Raw genomic sequence first — 12,562 nt, 5'->3', positions numbered from 1 at the left:
GTAGCGTGTCCCCTTCGTCTAGTGGCCTAGGACACCGCCCTTTCACGGCGGTAACAGGGGTTCGAGTCCCCTAGGGGACGCCATTTGCGGGAATAGCTCAGTTGGTAGAGCACGACCTTGCCAAGGTCGGGGTCGCGAGTTCGAGTCTCGTTTCCCGCTCCAAATTCTAAAAGCGCCGCTCAGTGAGCGGCGTTTTTATTAGTGAAAGTTGTAGCCTGTCCCCTTCGTCTAGTGGCCTAGGACACCGCCCTTTCACGGCGGTAACAGGGGTTCGAGTCCCCTAGGGGACGCCATTTGCGGGAATAGCTCAGTTGGTAGAGCACGACCTTGCCAAGGTCGGGGTCGCGAGTTCGAGTCTCGTTTCCCGCTCCAAATTCTAAAAGCGCCGCTCAGTGAGCGGCGTTTTTATTAGTGAAAGTTGTAGCCTGTCCCCTTCGTCTAGTGGCCTAGGACACCGCCCTTTCACGGCGGTAACAGGGGTTCGAGTCCCCTAGGGGACGCCATTGCGGGAATAGCTCAGTTGGTAGAGCACGACCTTGCCAAGGTCGGGGTCGCGAGTTCGAGTCTCGTTTCCCGCTCCAATTTCACAAAAACGCCGATCAGTGATGATCGGCGTTTTTGTTTGTGCAGCATTTTGCACGCAACAAAAAAGGACCTTCGGGTCCTTTTTTGTTTTCACGTCAGGCCCGCTGAATCACGGGCCCGGACCTCATCAGAGCTTCGGTAACTGGCCGACGCGGCCCATCATCTCAGTGACGATCTGCAGATCGAGCAGGAACTGGTCAACCGTCTTGAATTCGCCGTCGGTATGCCCGGTGTATTTGACTTCAGGGCGGGCCAGGCCGAATTGCACGCCGTTCGGCAGTTCATGCACAGAGGTCGCGCCGGCAGACGTGCCGAACTCGTGCTTCATACCGAGGTTTTCAGTGGCCACCGCCAGCAGCGCCTTGACCCATTCGCCTTCCGGATTGCGGTACATCGGTTCGGCGATCGAGTAGGTGAAGTCCACGGCTACGTGGGATTTCTTGCTCCAGGCCGCGAGCTTGTCAGCGATTTGCTTTTTCAGCACTTCCGGCGATTTGCCCTTCGGCACGCGCAGGTTGACCGCCAGTTTAAAGGCTTTGTCGTCCACGCCGACGTAGGTCAGCGAGGTGGTCAGCGGGCCCATGAATGAGTCGGAGAAGCCCACGCCAAGTTTTTTCCCCAGGTAATCCAGGCCCCAGTTGGTGGACGCATAGCGTGCAGCGTCGGTGATCTGGTTGTGCTTGAGCGCCACCTTGCCGTCGAGGCTGTTGATGAAGTCGAGCATCCGCGCGACCGGGTTGACGCCGGACTCGGGCTCCGAGGAGTGCGCGGACACGCCGGTAACGCTCAGCTTGACGTCTTTGCCGTCAACCTTGGCCGCGACTTCGAAGTCACCACCGTGTTTTTTCGCGTATTCGCTGCCGGCTTTCTGCAGACTTGCCGCCAATTGTTCAGGCTTGTCGGTGATGAGTGTCGCCACCGAAACCGACGGAATCTGGTTGGTCGCCAGGCCGCCGGTCATCGAGATGATTTCCGCGCCACTGCCTTCAGCCTTGCGCAGCGGGAAACTGGCCATGACCGTGCCGTAGCCTTTCTCGGCGATGACCACCGGGTAGCCGCCATCCAGCGCCATGTTGTAGTTCGGCGTCGGGTTGTGTTCGAAGTAGTACGGGATCGCGTCGCCGGTGGTTTCTTCGGTGGTGTCCACCAGCAGTTTGAAATTGCGTGCCAGCGGCAGCTGTTCTTCCTTGATCACTTTCATCGCGTACATCGCGACGACGATGCCGTTCTTGTCGTCCTCGGTGCCGCGACCGTACATGCGGTCGCCGATCAGCGTGACTTTGAACGGATCGAGTTTGGTGCCGTCTTTCAGCACCCAGTTTTCCGGGGTGACCGGCACCACGTCGGCATGCGCGTGAATGCCCACGACTTCGTCACCGCTGCCGTCGAGGGAGATTTCATAGACGCGGTTGTCGACGTTGCGGAACTTCAGGTTGAACGATTCGGCGAGGTTCTTGATCTTTTCGGCGATCTTGATGAACTCCGGATTGTCGTGCTGGGCCACGCCTTCTTTCTGGAAGGTCGGGATTTCCACCAGTTCGCGCAGGGTTTCCAGCGCGGCTTTGCCGTACTTCACGCGGGTGTAGATGCCCAGCAGGCGATTGATCTCGTTTTGCTGCTCGGCGGTCAGGGTCTTGTTGTCGAGAAAACCATTGATCGCCGGGGCGAGGTTGTCGGTCTTGCTCAGATCGCTTTTCGCTACAGCACCGAGAAACTGACGAAAATCGCTGACCGTCGTATCGCTGAAGGTCTTGAGGATCGCAGCACTTTGCTCAGGGGTGATGTTGGCCTGGGCAGGCAGGGTGAGCGAGGAAAGACTGGCCAGAACCAGGCTGGCAGCAGCCAGGCGCTTGAGAGAAAAATTCATTGCGGTGGGCATTCCTTTGCAGGCAGTTGAGAGGGAAGTGTTTGAAAGTTGAAACAAATCTTTTCCAAACTAACACCACGAAGGTGTTGAAGGGGAGTGCCTGAAGTGGGATCCGTCGCACAGAAATGCAAAAGCGGCGCACAAACGAAAAAGGCCCGAGCAGTGTGGAACTGATCGGGCCTTGTCTTTGGGCGCAGCGTTTACATCGACAGCACCAGCCTGCCGGCGAACAGAATCAGGATCACACCCATGCTGCGCTCGAACCAATGGCCCATGCGCATGAACAGGTTGCGTATCCGGCTGCTGGAGAAAAACAGCGCGACGATCACGAACCACAGCGCATTGACGAAGCACATCCACACCCCATACAGCGCCTGGATATTCAGCGGGGTGCTGGCGCTGATGATCGTGGTGAAGATCGCCAGGAAAAACAGCGTGGCCTTGGGGTTGGTGGCATTGGTCAGAAAACCGGTGCTGAACGCCTTGAACAGCGACTGCTCGACCAGCGGCTCTTCAGCGCTTTTTTCGCCCTCGAGCGTGGTCTTCGGTTTACTGCGAATCAGGCTGATTCCGAGGTAGAAGATGTACGCGCCACCAACCACCTTGGCCGCCGTCAGCAACCACGGCGTGGTGTGCATCAGGGCGCCAACGCCGAGTAAAGTGTAGAGAACGTGCACCGAAATGCCGGCGCCGATGCCCAGTGCGGTGCAGATTCCCACCAGTCGGCCGAAGCGCACGCTTTGGCGGATGGTCACGGCGAAGTCCGGGCCGGGAGCGACCACGGCCAGAAAGTGAATGGTGGCCAGCGCCAGAAACTCGCCCAGGTAGTTCGATAACATCTCAGCTCCAGAAGGTCAGGGGTGAAGCATTGCCGCGATAGCCGACAAAGAACGAAAGGCTCAGTCGCGGATCCGCCACGCCCGGGGTTACCGAGTGCATGCAGCGCGAATTGAACATGATGAAATCTCCCGGTTCCGGCCGTACTTCCAGGGTCGGTGGGCCGAGCAGCGCGGGGTCGATGCCGTAACTGTCGCCACGCATTTGGTCGAACTGATCCGGGGTGATGTCGTCGTCCCACATTTGCAGTGCGCCGCCCTCGGTCGGCATGTTCAGGTACACGTTGCAGGCGAACTGCGCCTCCAGGCTACGGGCCTGAAAGCTGTCCGGGGCGTCCTTGGCGAAAATGTCGTGATGGGCGAGGAAGCACACGCCGGGCTTGACCACCCGCGACAGGCCGACATACATCTTGCGGCCATAGAGGTTTTCCAGATGCGCGCCGGCCGGCCACGACTCGTCGAGCATGCAGCGCAGGGTGTCGACCGGCGAGGAGTAGGGCGCACAGCGCTCGCGCAATTCGGCGATGTTGCGGGTGGCGCGTTCGAAGTAGTCTTCGATCAGCAGCGGCTGGTTTTCCGCCTCGTAAAACGCCATGCCGATGCGGCCGATGCTCGGCGCGTTGATGTAGCCCTCGAAGCCCGGAGCAAGAATCTTGTCGCCAATCTCGATCGCCAGCGGCTCGGGCAAGAAGCCTTTGACGCGGATGGCGAGGACTTCTTCGTTGGCCAGTTTTTTTATGCACGTCTCATCGAGACGCTCGACGTCTAGCATCATTGTTTTTAGGTCCATCTATCGATAGTCAACGGAACCGGCGAGTGCGGTTCCCCCGGCGTCGGACGCTGCACGGAGCAGCGCCCGAGATGCTTAATCCACGCTGTAGTGGACGGATAACGTGCCTTTCTTCTGCGAAAGCGAGGCGATCGTGACTGTGCCCAAATCCTTCAGGCTGCGTACATGGGTGCCACCGCAGCCGTAGGCCGGCAGCTCGCCAAAACCGATTTCCCGCGCGCCTTCGCGCAGCGAGGTCAGGCGGGGCAGATCGTGTTCGATCCACTGGCTGATACCGTGTTGAACGGTTGGCGCATCGATTTCCTGGGCGGCATCGCCCGGCTTGAATTGCACCCGGCCCTCGTCCGGCCAGTGGTGCGCCTTGATCGGCGTCCAGCCCATGGCCTGCACGAAATGCCCGATCAGGTGCCCGGCCGAATGCATGCGGGTGTTGTAGCGTCGACGTTGTTCATCCACGTGAATGCAGGTCATGCCGGGTTTTACCGGACGATCGACGTAATGCACGATCCGGTCAGGCTCCTGCACCACGCGCAGCACCTGGCTTTCGCCGATCATGCCGGTGTCACAAGGCTGACCACCGCCTTGCGGATGAAACAGCGTGGCGCGCAGCACCACGGCAAATTCGTTCTCGTGGGGCGTGCAGTCGAGGACTTCCACATTAGCCTTGAGGTCATCACTATGGAAAAAGAGGCGAAGCGTCATATTCCATGCCCTTATTAAAGTGTCTGTTTTTATTATATGAATCGTGCAATAACGTGATAATCCGTTCAAACATCAAAGGACTTGTGCGCTGTGAGCATCAATCTTCCGCTGCCACTGCTCGGTGAAATGGCGATTTTCGTCAAGGTCGTGGAGACCGGCAGTTTCTCCGAGGCGGCCCGCCAGCTGGGCTCGTCGCCGTCCGCGATCAGTCGCAGCATTTCCCGGCTGGAAAAGGCCCTGGCCACGCGTTTGCTGCAACGCACTACGCGCAAACTGCGTCTGAGTGACGGGGGCGAGGAAGTGTTCAAGCGCTGTCAGGAGATGGTCAGCGCCGCCAAATCGGTGATGGAGATCAGCGGGCAGTTCACCCACGAGGCGGAAGGGCTGGTGCGGGTCAGTGTGCCGAAAGCGGTCGGGCGTTTCGTGATTCATCCGCACATGCCCGAGTTTCTGCGGCGCTATCCGAAGGTCGATGTCGAGTTGCTGCTGGAAGATCGCCAGGTCGATTTGATTGACGATCATGTCGACCTGGCGATTCGTATTACTGACCGTCCGCCGGCCGGGCTGGTCGGGCGGCAGTTGCTGACCATCGACCATTTGCTCTGCGCCACCCCGCAATACCTGGCCGAACACGGCACGCCGACTCACCCTCACGATCTGCTCAATCACAGTTGCATCTATCTGGGGGAAACCCCGAGCGATGCGCGCTGGAAATTCAAGAAGGGCAGCAAAGCGGTGACCGTCGGCGTGCGTGGCCGCTATGCCGCCAACCATACCGGGGTGCGGCTCGGGGCAGTGTTGCAGCACATCGGTATTGGCAGCTTGCCGTATTTCACCGCGCGCTATGCGCTTGAGCAGAAGTTGATTGTGCAGGTGCTGCCGGAGTGGGCGTTCCTCGCTTCCTACCACGGTGGTCTGTGGTTACTGCATTCGCCCACGCGCTACCTGCCGCCGAAGCTGCGGGTCTTCATCGATTATCTGGTGGAATGCCTGGAGAAGGAGCCGACGTTGAGCAAGCCGGGGAAGGCGGGGGCGCCGAATAATTTGGCGATGGCGTATGAGTTGCCGGAGAGCGAGGGGCTGCTTTAAAAGCGAAAGATCGCAGCCTGCGGCAGCTCCTACAGGGATTAATTGGATCCCCTGTAGGAGCTGCCGCAGGCTGCGATCTTTTGATCTTTTGAAGCTTAGTGCTTGCTGTCCTGAGCAGACATCGCCAGCAGCTGTTTTTCCTGATTCCAGTCGAACGGCTCGTCATTCTGTTCGGCTTCGTAGCGACGTTCTTCCAGTGCCTGATACAGGTCGATTTCTTCATCAGACAGGTAGTGCAGGCAGTCGCCAGCGAAGAACCACAGCAGATCCCGTGGAATCAGGTGGGCAATTTGCGGATAACGGGTAATCACTTGGGTCAGGATGTCCTGGCCCAGGTACTGGCTTTCGATCGGATCGATCGGCAGGGACGCCAGCAGTTCATCGAAGCGCTCCAGGAACAAGGCATGGCTTTCTTCGGGAACCTGTTCGGCCTCACCTACGGCGACCAGGATACTGCGCAGGTGGTCGAGCAAAACAAGATGATCGGCAACGACGTTGGACACGAGATAAGTCCTCAAGAGCAAAACGGGCGCGGGAGTATAAAGCTCTCGTGCCCGTTTTTCACAAATAAACAGCTACACGGTCGTCAACATCAGCGGACTTTGCCCTCAGCCTGTTTCAGTTCTTCCTTGTCGAAATCATCGACGTCGATCACTTTGCGCCGTGCCGCTTCGGCATCGCGCAGGGTCTGCGCCTCCGCCGCTTGCAACACCCCGGCCTCCAGCGCGGCGTCGATGGCGTGTTCGCCAGCCACCGGTTTGACCTGACCACTTTTCAGCGCAGCGTGCAGTTTCTTGTGCAACGGCTGGGCAGTATTCAGCAGATCACTGGCGTGTTGCAGGGCACCAACGGCATCGTCGGCAGACTGCGGGCGATAGCAGCCGGCGAGCAGTTCTTCCAGCGTCGGATCGCCCTTGGCGCGACCGATCACCGCTGCGACTTCGGCGCCGAGCTTGTCCGACGGGCCTTTGTGGCGACGGCCGAACGGGAACACGATCACTCGCAGCAGGCAGCCAAACACTTTGTTCGGGAAGTTGCTCAGCAGCTCATCCAGTGCCCGTTCCGACTGGCCGAGGCTCTCTTCCATGGCCCAGCGGAACAACGGCTCCATATGTGCCGGCGAATCCAGGTCGTGGTAACGCTTGAGCGCGGCGGAGGCCAGATACAGGTTGCTCAACACATCGCCCAGACGCGCGGACAGGCGTTCGCGACGCTTCAGTTCGCCACCCAGCAACATCATGCTGAAGTCGGCGAGCATGGCAAATGCCGCTGCCTGACGGTTGAGTGCACGGAAGTAGCCCTGACTGATCCTGTCTCCAGGTGCATGTTCGAAGTGGCCGAAGCCCAGGTTCAGCACCAGGGTGCTGGCGGCGTTACCGACGGCAAAACCGATGTGCTTGAGCAGCAGGCCATCGAATTCTTTCAGTGCCTGTTCCTTGTCCTCGCGGCCAGCCAGGGCCATTTCCTTGAGGACGAACGGATGGCAACGAATGGCGCCTTGACCGAAGATCATCAGGTTGCGCGAAAGGATGTTCGCGCCTTCCACGGTGATGAAGATCGGTGCGCCGTTCCAGCTGCGCCCGAGGTAGTTGTTCGGCCCCATGATGATCGCCTTGCCGCCATGCACATCCATGGCGTGGGTGATGCATTCGCGACCGCGTTCGGTCAGGTGATACTTGAGGATTGCCGACAGCACCGACGGTTTCTCGCCCAGATCCACCGCGTTGGCGGTGAGCATGCGCGCTGCGTCCATCATCCAGGCGTTGCCGCCGATGCGGGCCATGGCTTCCTGAATGCCTTCGAAGGCCGACAGCGGGACGTTGAACTGTTCACGAATCTGCGCGTACTGACCGGTCACCAGACTGGTGAACTTGGCCGCGCCAGTGCCGACTGCGGGCAGCGAAATCGAACGCCCGACCGACAGGCAGTTCATCAGCATCATCCAGCCCTTGCCGAGCATTTCCTGGCCGCCAATGAGGAAGTCCAGCGGAATGAACACATCTTTGCCCGAGTTCGGGCCGTTCATGAATGCGGCACCCAGTGGCAGGTGACGACGGCCGATTTCCACGCCGGGGGTGTCGGTAGGGATCAGCGCCAGGCTGATACCGAGGTCTTCCTTGTCGCCCAGCAGATGCTCCGGGTCATAAGCCTTGAAGGCCAGACCGAGCAGGGTCGCGACCGGGCCGAGGGTGATGTAGCGTTTTTCCCAGTTCAGGCGCAGACCGATGACTTCCTGGCCTTCCCATTCGCCCTTGCAGATGATCCCGGTGTCGGGCATGGCGCCAGCATCGGAGCCGGCCAGCGGACCGGTGAGGGCGAAGCACGGAATGTCGTCGCCACGGGCCAGCCGCGGCAGGTAGTGATTGCGTTGTTCGTCGGTGCCGTAATGCAGCAGCAGTTCGGCCGGGCCGAGGGAGTTGGGCACCATCACGGTGGAGGCGAGGTCGCCACTGCGGGTCGCGAGTTTCATCGCCACTTGCGAGTGGGCATAGGCCGAAAAACCCTTGCCGCCGAATTCCTTGGGAATGATCAGGGCGAAGAAGCCGTGTTCCTTGATGTGGCTCCACGCTTGCGGCGGCAGATCCATCGACTGGCCGATCTGCCAGTCAGTGACCATCGCGCAGAGTTCTTCGGTCGGGCCATCGATAAAGGCCTGTTCCTCGTCGGTCAGTTGCGCTTTCGGGTAGGACAGCAATTTGTCCCAGTCCGGACGGCCGCTGAACAGCTCACCATCCCACCACACGGTGCCGGCATCGATCGCGTCGCGTTCGGTCTGCGACATCGGCGGCAGGGTTTTCTGGAACCAGTTGAACAGCGGCGCGGTGAAGTGTTTGCGGCGCAGGTCAGGCAGCAGTAACGGCGCGGCAACCGCCGCAAGCACGACCCACAACACCAGCAGCAACCAGCCCGGGGCATGGCTGAAAATGCCCATCGCCAGCAGGTAAATGGCGACGATACCCAACGCGGGCAGGGGGGCGATGCGGCGGTGGGCGAGGTACGCCACACCGACGATCAGAACCAGTATCCACAACAACAGCATATGTAATCCTCCGTGAACCAAGGCAAACCGACCCTCCAGAGCTTAGACGGCATCTGTAAAACGGGGCGGTCAGAACATGGTGATTGAACTCGTGGGAAACCCCGGATGGTTTTCGTAGGTTCGGTGGGCAACACCCGTGGGAAATCGTTCGCCGTTCCCGCGTCTTTGCGTCCATGTTTGGCCGAAACGTCGTTATCTCTGTGCTTGAGCTGTCGCTAGACTCGGGGCTCACCCAGGAGAACATCGTCATGCGCGAGTATCTGAGTCCCGGCCGCTTCATCGATAGTGACCACCCGGCGGTGGTGGAGTTCGCCGAACAACACCGCGGAGCCAGCCGCGACCCGCTCGCGCAGGCGATCAGTCTCTATTACGCCGTGCGCGAAGCGGTGCGCTACAACCCGTATACCTTCAGCCTTGACCCGCAGACCCTGTGCGGCAGTTATGCGCTGGCGGCCGGGGAAAGCTATTGCGTGCCCAAAGCCACGTTGCTGGCCGGGTGCGCACGGCATTGCGGCATTGCGGCGCGCATCGGTCTGGCCGACGTCAGGAATCACCTGTCGACCCCGCGTTTGCTGGAACTGCTGCGCAGCGATGTGTTCGCCATGCACGGTTACACCGAGCTGTTCCTCAATGACCATTGGGTCAAGGCCACGCCGGCCTTCAACCAGCAACTCTGCGAGCTGTTCAACGTCGCACCGTTGGACTTTGACGGAATCAATTACAGCGTTTTCCATCCGTACAACCGTGACGGCGCGCTGTTGATGGAGTATCTGGTCGATCACGGTCAGTTCGCCGATGTGCCGGAGCAGTTCTTCTTCGAGCACCTGGAAAAGTGCTACCCGCATCTGTTCGGCGAACATCAGGCGAAGGTCTTGGGTGATATGCAGAGTGATTTGAGTCGGGTCTGATCCGGCGTATGCTGCCTGCCCACGCATTGGAAAAGAGGCGGTCATGCTGAAGATCTGGGGACGGAAAAACTCATCGAATGTCAGGAAGCCACTGTGGGCGGCCGAGGAGCTGGGTCTGGCCTACGAGGCGATTGATGCCGGTGGCGCCTTCGGTGTGGTCGACACGCCTGAATACCGCGCGATGAACCCGAACGGCCGGGTACCAGTGATCGAAGATGACGGCTTCGTGCTGTGGGAATCCAACGCCATCGTGCGTTACCTGCTGGCCAAGCATGCACCGAACAGCGCCTGGTATCCGGCAGACCTGCAAGCCCGGGCCATCGCTGACAAGTGGATGGACTGGACCACCTCGAGTTTTGCCGGGCCGTTCCGCACCGTGTTCTGGGGCGTGCTGCGTACGCCAGTGGACAAGCAGGACTGGCCGGCGATCAACGCCGCAATCAAGGAATGCACCGCGCTGCTGGCCATGGCCGATCAGGCCCTCGCCAGCCGGCCATACCTGTCCGGCAGCGAAATCGGCATGGGCGATATTGCGCTGGGCAGTTTCATTTATGCCTGGTTCGAGATGCCGATCGAACGCGCCGCGCAGCCGCATCTGGAAGCGTGGTATGCACGGTTGAAGCAGCGTCCGGCTTATCAGAAAGCAGTCATGACCGCGTTGACTTGATAATAACTATCGACACTCTTGACTGTACTTGTGTTGCGGCGGCAAGCACCATTGCGCTCATGCGCCGTGGTTGTTTTGTTCGCCGCCCGGCCCAATCTTTCCTTTTCTTCCCTTCTTGGTGCGTAAATCCGATATGAGTTCCGCTCTGTCCATCCGGCAGCTAACCAAAACCTACGGCAACGGGTTCCAGGCCTTGAGTGGTATCGATCTGGACGTCGCCGAAGGTGACTTTTTCGCCTTGCTCGGCCCCAACGGCGCCGGCAAATCCACGACCATCGGCATTCTTTCGACCCTGGTCAACAAGACCAGCGGCACGGTGAATATCTTCGGTCATGACCTGGACAAGAACCCCGCCGCGCTCAAGCGCTCGATCGGCGTGGTGCCCCAGGAATTCAACTTCAACCAGTTCGAAAAGACCTTCGATATCGTCGTGACCCAGGCCGGTTACTACGGCATCCCGGCGAAGATCGCCAAGGAACGCGCCGAGCAGTACCTGACCCAGCTCGGTCTGTGGGACAAGCGCGATGTGCCGTCGCGTTCGCTGTCCGGCGGCATGAAACGGCGTCTGATGATTGCCCGCGCGCTGGTGCATGAGCCGCGCCTGCTGATCCTCGATGAGCCGACCGCAGGCGTCGACATCGAACTGCGTCGCTCGATGTGGACGTTCCTCACCGAGCTGAACCAGAAAGGCATCACCATCATCCTCACCACGCATTATCTGGAAGAGGCTGAGCAGCTGTGCCGCAACATCGGCATCATCGACCACGGCACGATCGTCGAGAACACCAGCATGAAACAGCTGCTGGGCCAGTTGCACGTCGAAACCTTCCTGCTCGACCTGAAAAACGACTTGCACGTCGCGCCGCAATTGATCGGCTATCCCGCCCGGTTGCTCGACGGCCATACCCTTGAGGTCCAGGTCGACAAATCCATGGGCATCACCGCGCTGTTCACCCAATTGGCGCAGCAGAACATCGAAGTGCTGAGCCTGCGTAACAAAACCAATCGCCTCGAGGAGCTGTTCGTGTCTCTGGTAGAGAAGAATCTGTCGAAGGTGGCGGTATGAGTTCCGAGTTCCGCCCCAACCTCGTCGCCCTCCAGACCATCGTTTATCGCGAGGTCAAACGCTTCACGCGGATCTGGCCGCAAACCCTGCTGCCGCCGGCGATCACCATGGTTCTGTACTTCGTGATCTTCGGTAACCTGATCGGCAAGCAGATTGGCGGCATGGGTGGCTTCAGTTACATGGAGTACATCGTGCCGGGGCTGATCATGATGTCGGTGATCACCAACTCCTACGGCAACGTGGTCTCGAGTTTCTTCGGCAGCAAGTTCCAGCGTTCCATCGAGGAACTGATGGTCTCGCCAGTGTCGCCGCACACGATTCTGATCGGCTTTACCATCGGCGGCGTGTTGCGTGGCTTGATGGTGGGGGTGATCGTTACCATTCTGTCGTTGTTCTTCACCCATCTGCAGGTGCATCACCTCGGCGTGACCATCCTTGTGGTGGTGCTGACCGCGACGATCTTCTCGCTGCTGGGCTTCATCAACGCGGTGTTTGCGCGCAACTTCGATGACATTTCGATCATCCCGACGTTTGTGCTGACGCCGTTGACCTACCTCGGTGGCGTGTTCTACTCGATCACCTTGCTGCCGCCGTTCTGGCAGACCGTATCGCTGGCCAACCCGGTGCTGCACATGGTCAACGCTTTCCGTTACGGCATTCTCGGGGTGTCGGATATCCGCATCGGTATCGCGATCACCTTCATGCTGGTGGCGACGGTGGTGTTGTATCTCGGTTGTGCGCGGTTGCTGGTGAGCGGGCGCGGGATGCGGACCTGATCGACCGCAATATCCCTGTAGGAGCTGCCGCAGGCTGCGATCTTTTGATCTTGATTCCTGAAGTCAAAAGATCGCAGCCTGCGGCAGCTCCTACAGGGGAAGACGATCTTCCTGTGGGAGCTCAGGCCAGACTGCACAAAACAAAACGGCCTCCACTGCGGAGGCCGTTTTGCATTCAGCGCATGCGGCTTTTCTTGCGCCGCGCCCATTGCCGCGCCACCCACCAGCGCCAGTAC

At 59.5% G+C, this 12,562-nt stretch carries 11 protein-coding genes and 6 tRNA genes; 11 read left to right on the top strand and 6 right to left on the bottom strand.

All coding sequences use genetic code 11. The features are described 5' to 3' along the window. Positions 1-7 precede the first annotated feature (7 nt). From BW33_RS18785 to BW33_RS18760, 6 genes are all read left to right on the top strand, one after another. Positions 8-83, top strand: a tRNA-Glu gene (locus tag BW33_RS18785). A gap of 3 nt (positions 84-86) precedes the next feature. Further along, positions 87-162: transfer RNA gene (locus BW33_RS18780), tRNA-Gly, on the top strand. Positions 163-217: 55 nt separating this feature from the next. Then, a tRNA-Glu gene (locus tag BW33_RS18775) sits at positions 218-293 on the top strand. Positions 294-296: 3 nt separating this feature from the next. Further along, positions 297-372 (top strand) — tRNA-Gly (locus tag BW33_RS18770). A 55-nt stretch (positions 373-427) separates the two neighbouring features. Continuing rightward, positions 428-503: transfer RNA gene (locus BW33_RS18765), tRNA-Glu, on the top strand. 2 nt (positions 504-505) lie between these two features. Further along, positions 506-581, top strand: a tRNA-Gly gene (locus tag BW33_RS18760). 131 nt (positions 582-712) lie between these two features. Here BW33_RS18760 and BW33_RS18755 read toward each other — a convergent pair. From BW33_RS18755 to BW33_RS18740, 4 genes are all read right to left on the bottom strand, one after another. Beyond that, on the bottom strand, positions 713-2,452 hold the full coding sequence (locus tag BW33_RS18755; RefSeq protein WP_047600414.1) for a dipeptidase: 1,740 nt from the start codon (positions 2,450-2,452) through the stop codon (positions 713-715). A 200-nt stretch (positions 2,453-2,652) separates the two neighbouring features. Beyond that, a complete protein-coding gene (locus tag BW33_RS18750) occupies positions 2,653-3,291 on the bottom strand; it encodes a LysE family translocator (protein WP_047600413.1) in 639 nt (212 codons plus the stop codon). A 1-nt stretch (position 3,292) separates the two neighbouring features. Continuing rightward, positions 3,293-4,063, bottom strand: a complete 771-nt coding sequence (locus BW33_RS18745) for a 2OG-Fe(II) oxygenase (protein ID WP_047600411.1) — start codon at positions 4,061-4,063, stop codon at positions 3,293-3,295. Positions 4,064-4,153: 90 nt separating this feature from the next. After that, positions 4,154-4,780, bottom strand: a complete 627-nt coding sequence (locus tag BW33_RS18740) for a serine-tRNA(Ala) deacylase AlaX (RefSeq protein ID WP_047600408.1) — start codon at positions 4,778-4,780, stop codon at positions 4,154-4,156. 90 nt (positions 4,781-4,870) lie between these two features. Between BW33_RS18740 and BW33_RS18735 the strand changes: the two genes are divergently transcribed. Then, the gene (locus tag BW33_RS18735; RefSeq protein ID WP_047600406.1) at positions 4,871-5,869 is read left to right on the top strand and encodes a LysR family transcriptional regulator; all 999 of its coding nucleotides are present in this window, start codon (positions 4,871-4,873) and stop codon (positions 5,867-5,869) included. A gap of 95 nt (positions 5,870-5,964) precedes the next feature. Here the strand turns inward: BW33_RS18735 and BW33_RS18730 are convergent, their stop codons facing one another. Further along, on the bottom strand, positions 5,965-6,372 hold the full coding sequence (locus tag BW33_RS18730; RefSeq protein WP_007967565.1) for a PA2817 family protein: 408 nt from the start codon (positions 6,370-6,372) through the stop codon (positions 5,965-5,967). 89 nt (positions 6,373-6,461) lie between these two features. Beyond that, positions 6,462-8,909: an acyl-CoA dehydrogenase gene (locus tag BW33_RS18725; protein WP_047600403.1), complete on the bottom strand. Its 2,448-nt coding sequence runs from the start codon at positions 8,907-8,909 to the stop codon at positions 6,462-6,464. Between the two features lie 248 nt (positions 8,910-9,157). Here BW33_RS18725 and BW33_RS18720 point away from each other — a divergent pair, with 248 nt between their 5' ends. From BW33_RS18720 to BW33_RS18705, 4 genes are all read left to right on the top strand, one after another. Next, the gene (locus BW33_RS18720) at positions 9,158-9,817 is read left to right on the top strand and encodes a transglutaminase-like domain-containing protein (protein ID WP_047600401.1); all 660 of its coding nucleotides are present in this window, start codon (positions 9,158-9,160) and stop codon (positions 9,815-9,817) included. A gap of 43 nt (positions 9,818-9,860) precedes the next feature. Next, the gene (locus BW33_RS18715) at positions 9,861-10,484 is read left to right on the top strand and encodes a glutathione S-transferase family protein (RefSeq protein WP_047600400.1); all 624 of its coding nucleotides are present in this window, start codon (positions 9,861-9,863) and stop codon (positions 10,482-10,484) included. A 133-nt stretch (positions 10,485-10,617) separates the two neighbouring features. Continuing rightward, positions 10,618-11,550: an ABC transporter ATP-binding protein gene (locus tag BW33_RS18710; RefSeq protein ID WP_047600399.1), complete on the top strand. Its 933-nt coding sequence runs from the start codon at positions 10,618-10,620 to the stop codon at positions 11,548-11,550. Then, positions 11,547-12,326: an ABC transporter permease gene (locus BW33_RS18705; protein WP_027612336.1), complete on the top strand. Its 780-nt coding sequence runs from the start codon at positions 11,547-11,549 to the stop codon at positions 12,324-12,326. Before BW33_RS18710 ends, BW33_RS18705 begins: the two co-directional genes overlap by 4 nt. Positions 12,327-12,562: the final 236 nt, after the last annotated feature.

It is taken from the genome of Pseudomonas sp. RIT288, from assembly GCF_000631985.1.
Lineage (GTDB): Bacteria > Pseudomonadota > Gammaproteobacteria > Pseudomonadales > Pseudomonadaceae > Aquipseudomonas.
Note: the sequence above shows the minus strand (reverse complement) of the source record. Positions and strands in the feature narration are given on the sequence as shown.

What these genes read in the sequence shown, in the direction of transcription:
- BW33_RS18720 (WP_047600401.1), top strand. Translation starts at nt 9,158, where the DNA reads ATGCGCGAGTATCTGAGTCCCGGCCGCTTCATCGATAGTGACCACCCG.
- BW33_RS18740 (WP_047600408.1), bottom strand. Translation starts at nt 4,780, where the DNA reads ATGACGCTTCGCCTCTTTTTCCATAGTGATGACCTCAAGGCTAATGTG.
- BW33_RS18705 (WP_027612336.1), top strand. Translation starts at nt 11,547, where the DNA reads ATGAGTTCCGAGTTCCGCCCCAACCTCGTCGCCCTCCAGACCATCGTT.
- BW33_RS18715 (WP_047600400.1), top strand. Translation starts at nt 9,861, where the DNA reads ATGCTGAAGATCTGGGGACGGAAAAACTCATCGAATGTCAGGAAGCCA.
- BW33_RS18745 (WP_047600411.1), bottom strand. Translation starts at nt 4,063, where the DNA reads ATGATGCTAGACGTCGAGCGTCTCGATGAGACGTGCATAAAAAAACTG.
- BW33_RS18710 (WP_047600399.1), top strand. Translation starts at nt 10,618, where the DNA reads ATGAGTTCCGCTCTGTCCATCCGGCAGCTAACCAAAACCTACGGCAAC.
- BW33_RS18750 (WP_047600413.1), bottom strand. Translation starts at nt 3,291, where the DNA reads ATGTTATCGAACTACCTGGGCGAGTTTCTGGCGCTGGCCACCATTCAC.
- BW33_RS18725 (WP_047600403.1), bottom strand. Translation starts at nt 8,909, where the DNA reads ATGCTGTTGTTGTGGATACTGGTTCTGATCGTCGGTGTGGCGTACCTC.
- BW33_RS18755 (WP_047600414.1), bottom strand. Translation starts at nt 2,452, where the DNA reads ATGAATTTTTCTCTCAAGCGCCTGGCTGCTGCCAGCCTGGTTCTGGCC.